Raw genomic sequence first — 16,879 nt, 5'->3', positions numbered from 1 at the left:
GCTGTGATGGCAGAGAGGGGCGGGGGGGAGGAGCGCGAGAGCGCGGGGGTGGGCTCTTACGCGGTGCCCCCCCCCCCCCCCCCCCCCCAGCCTCCCCCCCCCCCCCCCCCCCCCCCCCCCCCCGGCGCCGTTCTGGGGGCCTGACGGCCCCCGGCCGTACGGGAACGCCGGAGGGCCCGCAGCAGTCGCGCTGCGGGCCCTCCGGCGTTCTGTCTCTCTCAGTCCTCGTCGCGGCGGAGCGAGGGCTTGAGGTCCTTCAGCCGACCGAGCAGCCCGTTCACGAACGAGGGCGACTCGTCCGTGGAGAACTCCTTGGCCAGCTGCACCATCTCGTCCAGGACGACGGCGTCCGGGGTCTCGTCGACCCAGATCAGCTCATAGGCGCCGAGCCGCAGGATGTTGCGGTCGACGACCGGCATCCGGTCGAGCGTCCAGCCGACCGAGTACTGGGCGATCAGCTCGTCGATGCGCTTCGCGCGCTGCGCGTAGCCCTCGACCAGCTCCATCGTGTACTCGCTCACCGGCGGCTGCCGGGTGTCGGCCCGGGAGAGCCGGACCCAGTCGGCGAGGACCGTCAGGACCTCGGCGCCGCGCTGGTCGCCCTCGAAGAGGATCTGGAAGGCGCGCTTGCGGGCCGTGTTGCGGGCAGCCACGGTTAGCTGTTCACCCGGCCGAGGTAGTCGCTGGTGCGGGTGTCGACCTTGATCTTCTCACCGGTGGTGATGAAGAGGGGCACCTGGATCTGGTGGCCGGTCTCCAGCGTGGCGGGCTTGGTGCCACCGGTGGAGCGGTCGCCCTGGACGCCCGGCTCGGTCTCCTGGATGACGAGCTCGACGGCGGCGGGCAGCTCGACGAAGAGCACCTCGCCCTCGTGCTGCGCGACGGTGGCGGTGAAGCCCTCGATCAGGAAGTTCGCGGCGTCGCCGACGGCCTTGCGGTCGACGTGCAGCTGGTCGTAGGTCTCCATGTCCATGAAGACGAAGTAGTCGCCGTCCATGTAGGAGAACTGCATGTCGCGCTTGTCGACGGTGGCCGTTTCGACCTTGACGCCGGCGTTGAAGGTCTTGTCGACGACCTTGCCGGAGAGCACGTTCTTGAGCTTGGTGCGCACGAAGGCCGGGCCCTTGCCGGGCTTGACGTGCTGGAACTCGACGACGGACCAGAGCTGGCCGCCTTCGAGCTTGAGCACCATGCCGTTCTTGAGGTCGTTCGTGGAAGCCACGGTTGCGGAATCTCCTGGACTGACGTACGACCCTGGGGCACGCACCTGCCTACCTACAGGGCGAGCAGCTCCTTGGTCGTGATGGTGAGTAGCTCGGGTCCGCCGTCCGCCTCGGGGCGGACGACGAGCGTGTCATCGATCCGGACACCGCCCCGGCCCGGGAGGTGGACCCCCGGTTCGACGGTGACCGGCACGCAAGCGTCCAGTTTACCCATGGCCGCGGGACTCAATTGAGGGTCCTCGTCGATTTCGAGCCCGACCCCGTGTCCGGTCAGGGCTGTGAGGCCCTCCGTGTACCCCGCGGAGTCCAGCACCTGGCGAGCGGCCCGGTCGACGTCCCGGCAGGCGGCGCCGGGTACCAGGCTCTCACGTCCGGCGCGCTGGGCGGCGAAGACCAGGTCGTACAGCTCGATCTGCCAGTCCGCGGGAGCCGTGCCGATGACGAACGTACGGCCGATCTCACAGCGGTAGCCGCGGTACGTCGCGCCGAGGCAGACGGAGAGGAAGTCGCCCTCCTCGACACGGCGGTCGGTGGGCCGGTGGCCGGGGCGGCCGGCGTTGGGCCCGGTGGCGACGGAGGTCGGGAAGGCCGGTCCGTCGGCCCCGTGGTCGACGAGGCGTCGTTCGAGCTCCAGGGCGAGATGGCGCTCGGTCCGGCCGACGAGGATGGACTCCAGCAGTTCGCCCAGGGCCTGGTCGGCGATCTCGGCGCCGATGCGGAGGCAGGAGATCTCCTCCTCGTCCTTGACCACCCTGAGCTGCTCGACGGCGCAGCCGAGGCCCGCCAGGCGCAGCCGGGGGGCGACCGAGCCGAGGGCGCGGTGCCGGGCCACCGTGAGGTGGTGCTCCTCCACGGCCAGGGAGTCGGCGCCCTGGTCCGCGGCGAGGCCGGCGGCCGCGACAGCCGGGTCGCCGCCACCGGTTCCGGGCAGGTTCTGGACGCGCAGGGCCTCGTCGGGGCGCTCCTGCGCGGAGCGGCCTTCGATCGGGCCGGCACACACCAGGAGGTCCTCGGTCTTGCCCAGCAGCAGAACGGCGCCGCGCGGGGCGGGGCCCGCGAGATAGCGCACGTTGGCGGGGCGGGAGACCAGCGCCGCCGCGCTGCCGCCCGCGTTGCAGTATTCCCTCAGACGCGTCCGGCGGGCCGCGTACACCTCTGACATGCCCCGAGCGTAAGAGCTCCGCGGGTTCGGCGCCGGTTGAGGGCGTCTGAGTGGGCGGTGCCTGATGTGTCCGGGTGGGCAGGATGCCGTTCGGAGAGGGCGTGCCGCGCGGGGTTGTGTGCCGTGCGCGGGTGTGTGGGGGCTCGTCGCGCAGTTCCCCGCGCCCCTAGGGGGCGCGGCCCTCAGGGGCACGGGCTACCACTGGGGCGGACTGGCGATGGAGCGGGACAGGACGTCGTTCAGGACCTGGGCCGTTTGCGGGATGTCGAGCTGGGAGTTGTCGATGATCGGGAGGCCCGAGCCGTACCAGCCGGCCATGCGGCCGTGGATACGGGCGACCTCGTCGTCGCTGAGGCGGCGGTTGCCGGAGCGTTCGGCGTTGCGCTCCAAGACGATCTCCAGGCCCGGCAGGAGGACGACCGGCAGCAGGCCCGGGCCGACGTGTCGCTTCCAGCCGCCGAGGCCGACGACGGGCCGGTCGGGGAAGACGGCGTCGTCGAGGATGCAGGAGATGCCGTTGGCCAGGAAGTTCCGCGCGGCGAAGCCGCAGGTGCGGCGGGCGAGGCGGTACTGCGCTTCCGAGTTGTCGTTCCACCCGGACTGGGGGTCGGCGAAGCCCGAGCGGACCCATTCGCGTACGTCGTCGAGGCTGATGTGGGCCGTGGGGATCCGGCGATGGTCCGCCCAGTACTTGGCGACGCTGGTCTTCCCGGCACCCGCGGGGCCGATGAGCAGCACCGCGAGCGTCGTGCCCGCCAGGTCGGGGCCCGCTGCGGCGGGCGGCGCGCTGGGCATGGCGACCGGGCCGCCCGGCGGCAGCCGCACATGACCGGTGGTGTCCGGCGCGGCGGGGGCGGAGGCCTGATGCGGGGGCGCGGCAGGCCCGGGCGGTGGCGCGGGGTATCCCGGTGCCGGGGGCGGCGGGGGCACGGGGGCGGAGCCCTGGTGCGCGCCCGGGTGGTGCGAACCCGGGTGGTGTGCGGCCGGCGACCAGCCGGCGGCCGGTCCCTGCCCCGGCTGGTGGGGCGGCGGCAGCGGAGAACCCACTGCGTGCTGCATCCGGTGCCACTCCGTCTCGTACAGGCGATGGGCGCTGACTGCGGGGGCGGAACCCGCTGCTACCGAACGGTACCGCCCCCGGCGATCGTTGTGTGAACGGCCGGGGGCGGCCCGAAGTGCCCGGCACTGTAAGGCTTTTTCGGGCGGAAGGAGCGCGGGAGGACTTACTGCCCCACTTCGCCGTACGCGGCGAGCAGCACGGCCGGGTCGGGCCCCTCCAGGACGGTGGGCTTGGCCAGACCGTCGAGGACGATGAAGCGCAGCAGGTCGCCGCGTGACTTCTTGTCGACCTTCATGGTCTCCAGCAGCTTGGGCCACTGGTCGTGGCGGTAGTACAGCGGCAGGCCGACCGCTTCGAGGACGGTGCGGTGGCGGTCGGCCGTGGCGTCGTCCAACCGGCCCGCCAGGCGGCCGAGTTCGGCGGCGAAGTGCATCCCCACGGACACGGCAGCGCCGTGGCGCCACTTGTAGCGCTCGTTCTTCTCGATGGCGTGGCCGAGCGTGTGGCCGTAGTTGAGGATCTCGCGCAGGCCCGACTCCTTCAGGTCGGACGACACCACGTCGGCCTTCACCCGGATGGAGCGCTCGATGAGCTCGGCGGTGTGCGGGCCGGCCGGGGTGCGGGCGGCCTCGGGATCGGACTCGATGAGGTCGAGGATCACCGGGTCGGCGATGAAGCCGGCCTTGATGACCTCGGCGAGTCCGGAGACGTAGTCGTTGACCGGCAGCGAGTCCAGTGCGGCCAGGTCGCAGAGCACACCGGCGGGCGGGTGGAAGGCGCCCACCAGGTTCTTGCCCTCGGCGGTGTTGATGCCGGTCTTGCCGCCGACGGCCGCGTCGACCATGGCCAGCACGGTGGTCGGAATCGCGATCCAGCGCACCCCGCGCAGCCAGGTGGCGGCCACGAACCCGGCCAGGTCCGTGGTCGCGCCGCCGCCGACACCGACGATGACGTCCGTGCGCGTGAACCCGGACTGGCCCAGCGCCTTCCAGCAGTAGGCGGCGACCTCGGCGGTCTTGGCCTCCTCCGCGTTGGGCACCTGGATGGCGACCACTTCGTAGCCCTGCTCGGCCAGGTCTGCGCGCAGCGCGTCACTCGTCTCGGCCAGCGCCTCGGGGTGGACGATCGCGACCCGCTTGGCCCTGCCGCCGATCAACCCGGCCAGTTCGCCCAGGAGTTGCCGGCCCACCAGGACCTCGTAGGGCTCGGTGCCCGCCGTGCCGCCGATCTGGATCCGCGTCACTGCCTCGCTCATGCTTCCTTCAACTCCAGTGCGTCCAGGGCGGCTTGGGTGACCTCTTCGGGTGTACGGCCATCGGTGGCGACGACGGCTGTGGCGACCGCCTCGTACAGGTTCCGACGGGCCTCCATCAGCTCGCGCCACTGCTTGCGCGGGTTGATGGCGAGCAGCGGCCGGGCCGCGTTGAGGCCGGTGCGCTTGACCGCCTCCTCGACGTCCATCGACAGGTACACCACCCGCTGCCCGGCGAGCAGCTCGCGCGTGTCCTGGTCGAGGACGGCGCCGCCGCCCAGGGCCAGCACACCGTCGTGCCCGGCCAGCGCCTCGCGCACGGCCTGCTTCTCGATCGCGCGGAAGGCGGCCTCGCCCTCCTCCACGAAGATCTCGGCGATCGTCCGGCCCTGCGCGGCGACGATGTCGTCGTCGGTGTCCCGGTATCCGGCCCCAAGCCGCTCGGCCAGCAGCTGCCCGACGGTGGACTTGCCGACGCCCATCGGGCCGACCAGCACGATCAGCGGGGTCACCGGATGGCCAGGTTGTCGAGGTACGACCGTACGTTGCGGCCGGTCTCGGCCACGCTGTCGCCGCCGAACTTCTCGGCCACCGCGTCCGCGAGGACGAGGGCGACCATCGCCTCGGCGACGATGCCGGCCGCCGGCACCGCGCACACGTCGGAGCGCTGGTGGTGGGCGGCCGTCGCCTCACCGGTGACGACGTCCACGGTCTTGAGGGCCCGCGGGACGGTCGCGATGGGCTTCATCGCCGCCCGCACCCGCAGCAGCTCACCGGTGGTCAGCCCGCCCTCGGTGCCGCCGGAGCGGCCGGAGGTGCGCCGGATGCCCTCGTCGGTGGTCACGATCTCGTCGTGGGCCTTGGAGCCGGGTACCCGCGCCAGGTCGAAGCCGTCGCCGACCTCCACGCCCTTGATCGCCTGGATGCCCATGAGCGCGGCGGCGAGCCGGGCGTCGAGGCGCCGGTCCCAGTGCACGTGCGAACCGAGGCCGACCGGCACGTCGTAGGCCAGCACCTCGACCACACCGCCGAGGGTGTCGCCGTCCTTGTGGGCCTGGTCGATCTCGGCGACCATCGCCTTCGACGCGTCGGCGTCCAGGCAGCGCACCGGGTCCGCGTCCAGCTTCTCCACGTCCGCCGGCGTCGGGTACACGCCGTACGGCGCCTTCGCGGCAGCCAGTTCCACCACGTGGGAGACGATCTCGATGCCGGCCGTCTCCTTCAGGTACGACCGGGCCACCGCGCCGAGGGCCACACGGGCCGCGGTCTCACGCGCCGAGGCGCGCTCCAGGATCGGCCGGGCCTCGTCGAAGCCGTACTTCTGCATACCGGCGAGGTCGGCGTGGCCGGGCCGCGGGCGGGTCAGCGGGGCGTTGCGGGCGAGCCCGTCGAGGATCTCGGGGTCGACCGGGTCGGCCGCCATGACCTGTTCCCACTTCGGCCACTCGGTGTTGCCCACCATGATCGCGACCGGGGAGCCGAGGGTGAGGCCGTGCCGGACGCCGCCGAGGAAGGTGATCTCGTCGCGCTCGAACTTCATCCGGGCGCCGCGCCCATAGCCCAGGCGGCGCCTCGCGAGATGGTCCGCCACCATGTCCGTGGTGATCGGCACGCCGGCGGGCAGACCCTCCAGCGTCGCGACGAGTGCGGGACCGTGGGACTCCCCAGCGGTCAGCCAGCGCAACCTGCTCAACGGTGCTCCTCAGTGCTCGCGCCCGTACTGCCCTGCGTACGCGCGTCATCTCGTACGGCGACGGCCGGACCGGGTGCGCGGCCCCGGTCCGCCACCTACGATCCTCCCACGTCCGGAGTGCGGACCCGGCCGCCGGTCCATCAGGCGGACGAGGCCGGGCCGCCGGTCTGCCGCTGCGGCGCGTACACGCCGAGGAAGTCCGCGCCGCTCGGCTGCCGCGCGGGCTGCGCCTGCTGCGGTGCGCAGGCGCCGAGATGATCGGCTCCGCTGCCCTGCGGCGGCGCCTGCTGAGGTGCGTACTCCCCCAGGTAGTCGGCTCCACGCCCCTGCCCGTGCCGGGCCGCCGCGTGGACGGGCTGCCCGCTTCGCACGGCCCGACGGTAGGCGATCTTGCGCTTGATCTTGACCGCCCAGGACGCGAGAACCGCGAGCACGATCAGGGCGAGCACGGTGATCTGCACCCAGTCGGGCAGGAATCCCAGCAGCGACTCGAATATCTGGGACTTCACGGATGCCTGAGGCATGCCTGTGGCCATGGTCCGTATCCCCTCCCCTGGTCCGCCCCCTGCGGAACCGAGAGCGGATCTTAGCGGGCAGCGAGAGCGCGTTCGCCCGCTTTTCGCATGGCGTCCAGGGGCGCCGGGGCCTGCCCCGTCATCTGCTCGACCTGCAGCACGGCCTGGTGCACCAGCAGGTCGAGGCCGCTGACGACCGCGCCGCCGTACGCCGACCAGCGGGCGGCGAGGGGCGTCGGCCAGGGGTCGTAGAGGACGTCGAAGAGGGCCGCCGGCCGCTCCGGCACGGACCGGGCGAGGGCGTCGGTGACACCGGCCGGCGTGGTGCTGATCACCAGCGGGGCGCGCAGGGCCTGCTCGGCGTCCGCCCAGTCGGCGATGCGCACCGAGACGTCCAGCCGCTCGGCCCACTGCCGCATCTCGGCGGCCCGGGCCTCGCTGCGGACGTACACGGCGATCTCGCCGGGGCAGATCCGCGACAGCGCGGCCAGCGCGGACGAGGCGGTGGCACCCGCGCCGAGGACCGCGGCGGCCTCGACTTTGTCGATGCCGTGCTCGCGCAAAGCCGCGACCATGCCGGGGATGTCGGTGTTGTCGCCGGTGCGGCGGCCGTCCTGGGTGCAGACCACCGTGTTGACCGCGTCGACCGAGGCCGCGGTCTCGCTGATCCCGTCGAGCAGCGGGATCACGGCCCGCTTCAGCGGCATGGTCAGCGAGAGCCCCGCCCACTCGGCACCGAGCGTCTCGAAGAACCCCGGCAGGGCGGCCTCGTCGACCTCGAACCTGTCGTACGTCCAGCCGCTCAGCCCCAACTCCTGGTAGGCCGTGCGGTGCAGGACCGGGGAGAGCGAGTGGGCGATCGGGGAGCCGAGTACGGCGGCCCGGCGTGGTGCGGCCATCAGGGATTTCCTCAGTTGTTCCGCGAGGCGTTGAACTTGTCGACCAGCTTCTGGTGCTCGGCGTTGGTCTTGGTGAACTCACTGGTCTTGCCGTCCAGCGAGATGAAGTAGTACCAGCCGTCGTCCGTCGGGTTGAGGGCGCCCTTGATCGCGTCCTCGCCGGGATTGTCGATCGGCCCGGGCGTCAGCCCCTTGTGGAAGTACGTGTTGTACGGGTTGTCGTACGTCCGCAGCTCGCTCAGGCTCAGGTCGATCTTGCTCTGGTTCTTGATGTAGTTGTACGTGGAGTCGAACTCAAGCAAGCCGTTGGTCTGCGGGTTTCCGGGCTTCATCCGGTTGTAGACGACCTCGGCCATCTTGCGGAAGTCGGCGTGGCTCGTGCCCTCTGCCTGAACCATGCTCGCGACCGTGATCAGCTGCCAGGGGTCTTCGAGTCCGAGGCTCGTGGCCTTCTTCTCCACCCCGAGCTTCTCGTAGGTCTCGGTGGCCCGTGTCACCATCTGCTTCAGCACGCCTTCGGGCTTCTGCCCCTTGGCGATGCCGTAGCTGGAGGGGTAGAGGAACCCTTCCAGCGGGTCCTTGACGTTCGCGTGGTTCAGCGCCCAGGCGGGCAGGCCGAGCTTCTTGTAGTCCTTCTTGGCGACCGCGGCGGTCGTGCCCTCCTTCACCTCCAGCCGCTTGTCGATGAGCCGGTAGATGTCGGCGTTGCGCTTGCCCTCGGCGATGATCAGGTTGTCGCGGCTCTGGGGACTGAGCATCAGTTCGACCGCACTGTCGGCGGACATTTGCTTCTGCAGCGTGTAGACGCCGTCCTGGAGCGTGTTGCCGTCGGGATTGTTCGCCTGAGCCGTGACGAACGCGTCGACGCTCTTGACGACGCCGGCGTCCTTCAGCACCTGCCCGATCTCGTAGCCGCCCGCTCCCCTGGGGATCTCCACGGTGACCTGCTGCCCGCTGCCGTCCCCCGCGAAGTCCGGGGCGTCGCCGAAACGATCCTGGTAGAACTGGTAGCCGAAGTAGCTGACGCCGGCCAGGCCGCCGCCGAGGATCACGACGACCAGCAGGCAGGCCGTTCCGCTGCGGCGCTTCTTGGGCTTGCCGCCGCGTCCTCGCTTGTCTTCCCGTCCGCGGCGGTCCCCCGGCTCGTCGCCGTCGTCATCGTCGTCGCCGCCCGCGAAGAAGGCGTGCTCGCCCTGGTCGGGGCCGGGGTCCCAGTCGGTCTCGGGCTCCGGCGGCGGCTCGGCCCGGCGCCGGCCGGGGGGCTCCGGCGGCGGATACGCGTCGGGCGTGCCGTAGTAGTCGGACTGACCCCCGCCGTAGGCGCCTGGCTGCTGTTGCCCGTACGGGTCGCCGGGGTCGCCCGGGTACGGCACCTGCTGGTGCCCGCCGGTGGCCCACCCGCCGTTGTCGTACGGCTGCTGATGGTATCCCTGGTCCTGCGGGTGCCCGTGGTCCCCCTGCCCGGGGTACTGCTGATGCCCGTGGGTCTGGGCCGCGTACTGCTGGTCGTACTGGTAGTGCTGCTGCGCCTGACCGTATCCGGCCTGCTCACCGGTGCCCCAGTCGCCGTACTGCGGCTGCTGCGGCTGCTCTGGATAGTGCTGCGGCTGGCCGCCGTAGGGGGACTGCTGACCCGGGTGGGCCTGCTGTCCTCCCCATCCGCCGTCCCCGTACAACGGGTCCTCCGGATGCCACGGTTCGGAGCCTTGGCCCCGGCCATACTCAGTCATCGATCCCCTAGAGCCGCGAGGCGGCGGTCGCTCGGCTTCCGGCCGGGCTCCCGTCCGCCTCTCTCTGGTGCGTCAGCTGTTCGAACACCGGCGCATCGCGCGGAACGTTACCGTATCGCGATCAGATGACCACTTCGACGCCTTCGCCGGGTGCTTTACCTGACACCCGTTCGGATTCAAGCGCCTGCTGGAGGATGACCACCGCGGCTGCCTGGTCGATCACGGAACGGCCCTTCTTGGACTTCACGCCGGAAGCGCGCAGTCCCTGACTGGCCGTCACCGTGGTCATGCGTTCGTCAATGAGTCTGACCGGAACCGGGGCGATCATGCGGGCCAGTTCCTGGACGAAGGCGCGGACCTTGACCGCGGCCGGGCCCTCGCCTCCCTTGAGGGAGCGTGGGAGTCCGACGACGACCTCGAGCGGCTCGTACTCCTCGACGAGTTGCTTCAACCGCCGCTGAGCTGCGGGGATGTCACGCCCCGGGACCGTCTCCACCGGGGTGGCGAGGATCCCGTCGGGGTCGCACGAGGCGACCCCGATACGGGCGTCCCCGACGTCGATCGCGAGTCGACGTCCTCTGCGCATCTTCCTGACCCGTCTCTTACTTGGCCGTCTCGGCGACCAGGCGCTCCACGGCGTCCACGGCGTCACCGACCGCGGCCGGGTTCTGGCCACCGCCCTGAGCGACGTCCGGCTTGCCGCCACCGCCGCCGCCGAGGGTCTTGGCGGCCGTACGGACCAGGTCGCCGGCCTTGAGGCCGCGCTCGCGGGCGGCCTCGTTGGTGGCGATGACCGTCAGCGGCTTGCCGTTCGCCACCGTGAACAGGGCCACGACGGCGGCCCGTCCGCCCTGGATGCGTCCGCGCACGTCGAGTACGAGCTTGCGCAGGTCGTCGGCCGTCGTGCCGTCCGGGACCTGACCCGTCACGACAGCAATGCCACGGACGTCCTTGGCGGACTCGGCGAGACCGGCGGCCGCCTGGAGGACCTTCTCGGCGCGGAACTTCTCGATCTCCTTCTCGGCGTCCTTCAGCTTGCCGAGCATGGCGGAGACCTTCTCCGGGAGCTCCTCCGGGCGGCCCTTGATCAGCTCCTGGAGCTGGGCGACGACCGTGTGCTCCCGGGCGAGGAAGTTGTAGGCGTCGACACCGACCAGGGCCTCGATACGGCGGACACCCGAACCGATGGAGGATTCGCCGAGCAGCTTCACCAGGCCCAGCTGGGCGGTGTTGTGCACGTGCGTGCCACCGCACAGCTCCTTGGAGAAGTCGCCGATGGTCACGACGCGCACGCGCTCGCCGTACTTCTCGCCGAACTCGGCGATGGCGCCGGCCTTCTTGGCCTCGTCGATACCCATGACGTCGGCGCGCACGTCGAGATCGCGGGAGAGGACCTCGTTGATCCGCTGCTCGACGTCGGTCATCACGGCCGTGGGAACGGCGGACGGCGAGCCGAAGTCGAAGCGGAAGCGGCCGGGCTGGTTCTCGGAACCGGCCTGGGCGGCCGTCGGGCCGAGGGCGTCGCGCAGCGCCTGGTGGGTGAGGTGGGTGGCCGAGTGGGCACGGGCGATGGCCGTGCGGCGACGGGAGTCGATCGAGGCATGGGCCGTGGCACCGACGGTGACCTCGCCGACCTGGACGACGCCCTTGTGGACGTACACGCCCGGGACCGGCTTCTGGCAGTCGCGGATCTCGATGACGGCACCCGTGTCGACCTTGATCCGGCCGGTGTCGCCGATCTGGCCGCCGCCCTCGGCGTAGAACGGGGTGCGGTCGAGGACGATCTCGACCTCGTCGCCCTCGGTGGCGGCCGGGGAGGAGGCGCCGTCGACGAGGATGCCGACGATCCTCGACTCGCCCTCGGTGGCGGTGTAGCCGATGAAGTCGGTGGCACCGGCCCGGTCGGCGATCTCGCGGTAGGCGCCGGTGCCGGCGTGGCCGGTCTTCTTGGCCTGGGCATCGGCCTTGGCGCGCTCCCGCTGCTCCTTCATCAGGCGGCGGAAGCCGTCCTCGTCCACGGAGAGGCCCTGCTCGGCGGCCATCTCCAGGGTGAGGTCGATCGGGAAGCCCCAGGTGTCGTGGAGCAGGAACGCCTTGTCGCCGGGCAGGATCGTGCCGCCGGAGGCCTTGGTGTCGGTGACGGCCGTGTCGAGGATGTTGGTGCCGGCCTTCAGCGTCTTGAGGAAGGCGTTCTCCTCGGCGAGGGCAACCTTCTCGATGCGCTCGCGGTCGGTGACGAGCTCGGGGTACTGCTGGCCCATCATGCCGATCACGGTGTCGATCAGGTCCTTGACGACCGGACCCGTGGCACCGAGCAGGCGCATGTTGCGGATGGCGCGGCGCATGATGCGGCGCAGCACATAGCCGCGGCCCTCGTTGCCCGGGGTGACGCCGTCGCCGATGAGCATCACGGAGGTGCGCATGTGGTCGGTGACCACGCGCAGGGACACGTCCGAGTCGTGGGCGTCGCCGTAGCGGACGCCGGTCAGCTCGGTGGCCTTCTCGATGACGGCCATCGAGGTGTCGATCTCGTACATGTTCTGCACGCCCTGCAGAATCATGGCGAGGCGCTCGAGGCCGAGGCCGGTGTCGATGTTCTTGCTCGGCAGTTCGCCGAGAATCTCGAAGTTGTCCTTGCCGATGCCCTCGCCACGCTCGTACTGCATGAAGACGAGGTTCCAGATCTCCACGTACCGCTCGTCGTTGACGGCGGGGCCGCCCTCGACGCCGAACTCGGGGCCGCGGTCGTAGTTGATCTCGGAGCAGGGACCGCACGGGCCGGGGACGCCCATGGACCAGTAGTTGTCCTTCATGCCGAGGCGCTGGATGCGCTCCTTCGGCACGCCGACGACGTCGTGCCAGATGCGCTCGGCCTCGTCGTCGTCCTTGTAGACGGTGATCCACAGGCGCTCGGGGTCGAGGCCGTAACCGCCCTTGTCCTGGGAGCCGGTGAGCAGCTCCCAGGCGTGCTTGATGGCGCCTTCCTTGAAGTAGTCGCCGAAGGAGAAGTTGCCGCACATCTGGAAGAACGTGCCGTGCCGGGTGGTCTTGCCGACCTCTTCGATGTCCGGCGTGCGGACGCACTTCTGCACGCTCGTGGCGCGGTCGAAGGGCGGCTTGACCTCACCCAGGAAGTAGGGCTTGAAGGGCACCATGCCGGCCGGGACGAGGAGCAGAGTCGGGTCGTCCGCGATGAGCGACGCCGAAGGGACGACGGTGTGACCGCGCTCCTCGAAGAAGCTCAACCAGCGGCGGCGAATCTCAGCCGACTCCATCAGTGGTCCTCATTCCGGTTGTACGAGTACGTCGTCCTGTCGACGGACTTCGGGTTGCTGCGGTTCTCGATGGCGGTGTACCGCCGGGGTGCGGGGAGTTCGGGGTCGCTGTTGATGCCGAGGACATCCCCCAGCTCTTCCTCCCGCTGGGCCATGTTGTCCCGGACGTCGAGCGCGAAGTCGACCGCGCGGTCCTTGATCCGGTGGCCGGCCTCGATCGCCTTGGTGCCCGCGGTTCTGGCGAGGCTCTCGGGCGTCAGCTGCTTCAGCTTGCGGTTGACCTTGGTGGTGGCCCACACGCCGGCGGCGACGCCCGTGGTGAACCAGAAGGTACGGCGGAACATCGCTTGCTCTCAGTCCCTCTTCCCTCGGGCGCCGCGTCGAGAGACCGTGCGGCCCACGATCACGGTACGCCTGGACGCCTTGGCGGGCACGTCCTCCTTGCGGCCGCCGAGGGCCCGGCGCACGCCGTAGCCGAAGGCGGCGACCTTGACCAGGGGGCCGCCGAAGGTGGAGGCGACGGTGGTCGACAGCGCGGAGGCGTTCGACGTCACCTCCTGGACGTCGGAGGCGATCGAGTCGACCCGGTCGATCTGGGTCTGCGCGGAGCGCACCGCCGAGGAGGCGTCGGCCAGCAGAGGGACGGCCTGGTCGGTCACGTCCGCCACGAGCTTGGTGGTCGCCTTGAGCGTCTGGGCCAGCCTCGCCAGCGCGACGGCGAGGAAGGAGACCAGGATCGCCCAGAAGACGGCCACCAGGATTCCGGCTACCTCTCCACCGGACACTGTGTGCACCCGCTCCCTGAAACGTGCCTGAACATCTGCCTGAATACGAGAAAGTCGTGCCACGAGCCTATCGCGCCGGGGGTGCGGCTCCGTACCGGATTGCCGCCCGGCGACGGCGGATTCGCGAAAGCCCGCCGCCTCGCCCGCCCGGAAGGGACGGGGAGACGGCGGGCTGTCGTACCGCGTGCCTGCCGAGGATCAGCGGGCGTAGTACTCGACGACGAGCTGCTCGTCGCAGATCACCGGGATCTCCTTGCGGTTCGGCTCGCGGTCCAGGCGGAACGCCAGGGCCTTGAGGTTCACCTGGAGGTAGCGCGGGGTCTCGCCGTCGGGGGCGAAGCCACCCTCACGGGCGATCGTGAAGAGCGTCTTCTCCTTGGAGCGCTCGCGCACCTGCACGACGTCGTCCGGACGGACACGGAAGGAGGGCTTGTCGACCTTCTTGCCGTTGACCGCGATGTGGCCGTGGACGACCATCTGGCGGGCCTGGTAGATCGTGCGGGCGATGCCCGAACGCAGGACCAGCGCGTCGAGACGGCGCTCGAGCTCGATGATCAGGGCCTCACCGGTCTTGCCCTGGACCTTGGAGGCGCGGTCGTAGGCGCGGACGAGCTGGCGCTCGGACACGTCGTACTGCGCGCGCAGACGCTGCTTCTCGAGCAGACGGACCTTGTAGTCCGAGTTCTGCTTGCGGCCGCGGCCGTGCTCACCCGGGGGGTAGGGACGGGCCTCGAAGTACTTGACGGCCTTCGGGGTCAGCGCGATGCCGAGGGCACGCGACTTCTTGACCTTGGGGCGGGACTGGTTCGCCACTGTTTCTCTTTTCCTGGTTTCGGCTTGTCAGGGTTGTGGGAGGTCGCATCCGCAGCCGGGGAAACCCGCACCGTCCTTGTCCTGGCGGACCTGTGGACGGGGTGGGCAGCCGCTCCCCTGGTCTGGGCACATACGTGCAGCACGCGAGTGGCCCACCGGCCGGTCCGTCGGGGGACGGATGGTGGTGGGCTGCCCGCGACACCGTTCGACGGTGCGCGACGCTCCTGGAGCCGGTCCGAGGATCGGCTCCGGCCGACTGTCCCGTTCTGACTGCACGGGACGCGGCACTCCGGCTGAGTTTACAGGGTGCTCAGGACCGCTTTCGACCGAGGTTCTTCCGGGTCCATTCGACCGCGTCCGCGTAGCGGGCCTCCGCACCGTGCCGGGTCGGTGTGTAGTACTCGCGGTTCTTGAGCGCGTCCGGGGCGTACTGCTGGGCGGCGATGCCCTCGGTCAGGTCGTGCGGGTAGACGTAGCCCTGGCCGTGGCCGATCTTGGTCGCGCCCTTGTAGTGGCTGTCGCGCAGGTGCGCGGGCACGGACCCGGCGAGCCCCTTGCGTACGTCCTCCAGGGCGGCGCCGATCGCGGTGGTCGCGGCGTTGGACTTGGGCGCCAGGGCGAGGGCGATCGTGGCGTGGCTGAGGGTGAGGGCGGCCTCGGGGAAGCCGATCATGGCGACGGCCTGGGCGGCGGCGACCGCGATCGGCAGCGCGTTCGGATCGGCCAGGCCGATGTCCTCGCTGGCGGAGATCATCAGGCGGCGGGCGATGAAACGGGGGTCCTCGCCGGCCTCGATCATCCGGGCCAGATAGTGCAGGGCGGCGTCGACGTCGGAGCCTCGGATGGACTTGATCAGGGCGCTGGCCACGTCGTAGTGCTGGTCGCCGTCGCGGTCGTACTTCACGGCGGCCCGGTCGACCGTTTCCTCCAGGGTGGTCAGCCCGATCTCTGTCTCGCCCTTGTCGAGGGCTGCTCCGGCGGCCGCCTCCAGGGCGGTGAGGGCGCGGCGGGCGTCACCGCCGGCGATGCGCAGGAGGTGGCTCTCGGTCTCCTCCGGGAGGGCGACGGCGTCCTTGAGGCCGCGCTCGTCGGTGAGGGCGCGGCGGAGAAGGCCCTTGATGTCGTCGTCCGTGAGCGGTTCGAGGGTGAGCAGCAGGGAGCGGGACAGCAGGGGCGAGATCACCGAGAAGTACGGGTTCTCCGTCGTCGCCGCGATCAGCGTCACCCAGCGGTTCTCGACGGCCGGGAGCAGGGAGTCCTGCTGCGCCTTGCTGAAGCGGTGGATCTCGTCGAGGAAGAGGACGGTCTCCTTGCCGTAGCCGCCGGAGGCGCGGCGGGCACCGTCGATGACCGCGCGGACCTCCTTGACGCCCGCGGTGATCGCCGACAGTTCGACGAAGCGGGCGTCGGTGGCCTTGGATACGACGTACGCCAGGGTGGTCTTGCCGGTGCCGGGCGGGCCCCAGAGGATCACGGAGGAGGCGCCGGCGGGGCCGGAGGCCTCGCCGACCAGTCTGCGCAGGGGCGAGCCCGGCTTCAGCAGATGCTGCTGTCCCACGACCTCGTCGAGGGTGCGCGGGCGCATCCGCACCGCCAGGGGGCTGCTGGACGGCTCCTTCTCCTGGCGTTCTTCTGCTGCGGCGGTGAACAGGTCGGGCTCCACGTCAGAAACCCTAAATCACGCCACTGACAATCCCGCGGGGCCCCTGAACGGCTGGGGTCAGCTGGTCCAGAAGTCCCACCAGCGGGTCAGGATCAGCATGCCGATGATCCCGATGTGCAGCACGGGCAGGACCCAGGTGAACTCGCCGAAGAAGCTCTTGAGCCAGTTCGGCGCCGGGAGGAAACCCTTGCGGATGTTGAACGACGTCACGTACCAGAACATGAGGATCGTCGCGACCCAGGCCAGGGAACACCACAGGCACAGCGCGTTGATCCGGTACAGGGACTGGAACATCAGCCAGGCGCAGAAGACCACGCCGAACAGGCAGCCGGCGTTGAAGGTGAGCCAGTACCAGCGCGGGTAGCGGGCGCGGGCGAGGAGGCTGATGCCGACGGCGATGACGATGCCGTAGCAGACGAGGCCGAGCATCGGGTTCGGGAAGCCGAAGACGGCGGCCTGCTTGCTCTCCATGACGCTGCCGCAGGAGACGACGGGGTTGAGGCTGCAGCCGGGCGTGAACGTCTTGCCCTCGACCTTGGCCTCGAGGAGCTTGAACTTGTCGATCGTGATGACCCAGGCGGCGAGCAGTCCGGCGGCGCCGGTGATCACCAGCAGCAGGGCGAGGGCCCGGCTGCCGCCCTCGGTGCGGGGCGCGGTCTCGGCGCGCTCCGTCTCGGGCTCCATGGAGACGTCCTTGACTGTCGTCTTGCTCATCACGCCGATTCCGTCGCTTGAGGCCTGACCAACTTCGGGCATGGCCATTGTGCCGCACACGGAGGTCTGTCCACCGTTCAGTGGACATAAGGATG

Annotated in this window: 17 protein-coding genes; all 17 read right to left on the bottom strand. The window is 70.5% G+C overall.

Annotation, left to right across the window (positions count from 1 at the left end):
• Window positions 1-218: 218 nt before the first annotated feature.
• Complete coding sequence (gene nusB / locus ACZ58V_RS37695) at window positions 219-653, bottom strand: transcription antitermination factor NusB (protein WP_184597187.1); 435 nt, start codon at window positions 651-653, stop codon at window positions 219-221.
• 2 nt (window positions 654-655) lie between these two features.
• Window positions 656-1,222 (bottom strand): elongation factor P, encoded by a 567-nt coding sequence (efp, locus tag ACZ58V_RS37690; RefSeq protein WP_215122640.1) that lies wholly within the window; start codon window positions 1,220-1,222, stop codon window positions 656-658.
• 53 nt (window positions 1,223-1,275) lie between these two features.
• Window positions 1,276-2,385, bottom strand: coding sequence for an aminopeptidase P family protein (locus ACZ58V_RS37685; protein ID WP_471295749.1), 1,110 nt, complete (start codon window positions 2,383-2,385; stop codon window positions 1,276-1,278).
• A 195-nt stretch (window positions 2,386-2,580) separates the two neighbouring features.
• The gene (locus ACZ58V_RS37680) at window positions 2,581-3,444 is read right to left on the bottom strand and encodes a Pro-rich N-terminal domain-containing protein (RefSeq protein ID WP_471295747.1); all 864 of its coding nucleotides are present in this window, start codon (window positions 3,442-3,444) and stop codon (window positions 2,581-2,583) included.
• 164 nt (window positions 3,445-3,608) lie between these two features.
• Window positions 3,609-4,700, bottom strand: coding sequence for a 3-dehydroquinate synthase (gene aroB, locus ACZ58V_RS37675; protein WP_189726437.1), 1,092 nt, complete (start codon window positions 4,698-4,700; stop codon window positions 3,609-3,611).
• A complete protein-coding gene (locus ACZ58V_RS37670) occupies window positions 4,697-5,179 on the bottom strand; it encodes a shikimate kinase (RefSeq protein ID WP_468199310.1) in 483 nt (160 codons plus the stop codon). The genes aroB and ACZ58V_RS37670 overlap by 4 nt, the downstream gene beginning before the upstream one ends.
• 26 nt (window positions 5,180-5,205) lie before the next feature.
• Window positions 5,206-6,390: a chorismate synthase gene (aroC, locus tag ACZ58V_RS37665; RefSeq protein WP_189726439.1), complete on the bottom strand. Its 1,185-nt coding sequence runs from the start codon at window positions 6,388-6,390 to the stop codon at window positions 5,206-5,208.
• A 140-nt stretch (window positions 6,391-6,530) separates the two neighbouring features.
• Complete coding sequence (locus tag ACZ58V_RS37660) at window positions 6,531-6,926, bottom strand: hypothetical protein (RefSeq protein WP_471295745.1); 396 nt, start codon at window positions 6,924-6,926, stop codon at window positions 6,531-6,533.
• Between the two features lie 50 nt (window positions 6,927-6,976).
• Window positions 6,977-7,804 carry a shikimate dehydrogenase gene (locus ACZ58V_RS37655; RefSeq protein ID WP_468199221.1) on the bottom strand — a complete coding sequence of 276 codons (828 nt, stop codon included), beginning with the start codon at window positions 7,802-7,804 and terminating at the stop codon, window positions 6,977-6,979.
• Between the two features lie 11 nt (window positions 7,805-7,815).
• Window positions 7,816-9,534, bottom strand: a complete 1,719-nt coding sequence (gene mltG / locus ACZ58V_RS37650; protein ID WP_471295742.1) for an endolytic transglycosylase MltG — start codon at window positions 9,532-9,534, stop codon at window positions 7,816-7,818.
• Between the two features lie 121 nt (window positions 9,535-9,655).
• Entirely contained in the window at window positions 9,656-10,120 is a 465-nt protein-coding gene (gene ruvX / locus ACZ58V_RS37645; protein ID WP_382497604.1) for a Holliday junction resolvase RuvX, read from the bottom strand.
• Window positions 10,121-10,136: 16 nt separating this feature from the next.
• Window positions 10,137-12,809 (bottom strand): alanine--tRNA ligase, encoded by a 2,673-nt coding sequence (gene alaS / locus ACZ58V_RS37640; protein WP_471295740.1) that lies wholly within the window; start codon window positions 12,807-12,809, stop codon window positions 10,137-10,139.
• On the bottom strand, window positions 12,809-13,153 hold the full coding sequence (locus ACZ58V_RS37635; RefSeq protein WP_468199229.1) for a hypothetical protein: 345 nt from the start codon (window positions 13,151-13,153) through the stop codon (window positions 12,809-12,811). Before ACZ58V_RS37635 ends, alaS begins: the two co-directional genes overlap by 1 nt.
• Before the next feature lie 9 nt (window positions 13,154-13,162).
• On the bottom strand, window positions 13,163-13,603 hold the full coding sequence (locus ACZ58V_RS37630) for a DUF948 domain-containing protein (protein WP_468199231.1): 441 nt from the start codon (window positions 13,601-13,603) through the stop codon (window positions 13,163-13,165).
• A gap of 189 nt (window positions 13,604-13,792) precedes the next feature.
• Window positions 13,793-14,407, bottom strand: a complete 615-nt coding sequence (gene rpsD / locus ACZ58V_RS37625) for a 30S ribosomal protein S4 (RefSeq protein ID WP_053668303.1) — start codon at window positions 14,405-14,407, stop codon at window positions 13,793-13,795.
• Between the two features lie 310 nt (window positions 14,408-14,717).
• Window positions 14,718-16,070 (bottom strand): replication-associated recombination protein A, encoded by a 1,353-nt coding sequence (locus tag ACZ58V_RS37620; protein WP_471295738.1) that lies wholly within the window; start codon window positions 16,068-16,070, stop codon window positions 14,718-14,720.
• A 57-nt stretch (window positions 16,071-16,127) separates the two neighbouring features.
• Window positions 16,128-16,784, bottom strand: coding sequence for a vitamin K epoxide reductase family protein (locus tag ACZ58V_RS37615; protein ID WP_432958531.1), 657 nt, complete (start codon window positions 16,782-16,784; stop codon window positions 16,128-16,130).
• Between the last annotated feature and the right edge of the window lie 95 nt (window positions 16,785-16,879).

This window comes from Streptomyces sp. NPDC040589 (genome assembly GCF_055594445.1).
This window is presented reverse-complemented; position numbering and strand designations above follow the sequence as displayed.

Bases quoted from the DNA above. Each gene is read 5' to 3' on its own strand.
- ACZ58V_RS37685 (WP_471295749.1), bottom strand. From the start codon at position 2,385: ATGTCAGAGGTGTACGCGGCCCGCCGGACGCGTCTGAGGGAATACTGC.
- ACZ58V_RS37680 (WP_471295747.1), bottom strand. From the start codon at position 3,444: ATGCAGCACGCAGTGGGTTCTCCGCTGCCGCCGCCCCACCAGCCGGGG.
- aroB (WP_189726437.1), bottom strand. From the start codon at position 4,700: ATGAGCGAGGCAGTGACGCGGATCCAGATCGGCGGCACGGCGGGCACC.
- ACZ58V_RS37670 (WP_468199310.1), bottom strand. From the start codon at position 5,179: ATGGGCGTCGGCAAGTCCACCGTCGGGCAGCTGCTGGCCGAGCGGCTT.
- ACZ58V_RS37660 (WP_471295745.1), bottom strand. From the start codon at position 6,926: ATGGCCACAGGCATGCCTCAGGCATCCGTGAAGTCCCAGATATTCGAG.
- ACZ58V_RS37655 (WP_468199221.1), bottom strand. From the start codon at position 7,804: ATGGCCGCACCACGCCGGGCCGCCGTACTCGGCTCCCCGATCGCCCAC.
- mltG (WP_471295742.1), bottom strand. From the start codon at position 9,534: ATGACTGAGTATGGCCGGGGCCAAGGCTCCGAACCGTGGCATCCGGAG.
- ruvX (WP_382497604.1), bottom strand. From the start codon at position 10,120: ATGCGCAGAGGACGTCGACTCGCGATCGACGTCGGGGACGCCCGTATC.
- alaS (WP_471295740.1), bottom strand. From the start codon at position 12,809: ATGGAGTCGGCTGAGATTCGCCGCCGCTGGTTGAGCTTCTTCGAGGAG.
- ACZ58V_RS37635 (WP_468199229.1), bottom strand. From the start codon at position 13,153: ATGTTCCGCCGTACCTTCTGGTTCACCACGGGCGTCGCCGCCGGCGTG.
- ACZ58V_RS37615 (WP_432958531.1), bottom strand. From the start codon at position 16,784: ATGAGCAAGACGACAGTCAAGGACGTCTCCATGGAGCCCGAGACGGAG.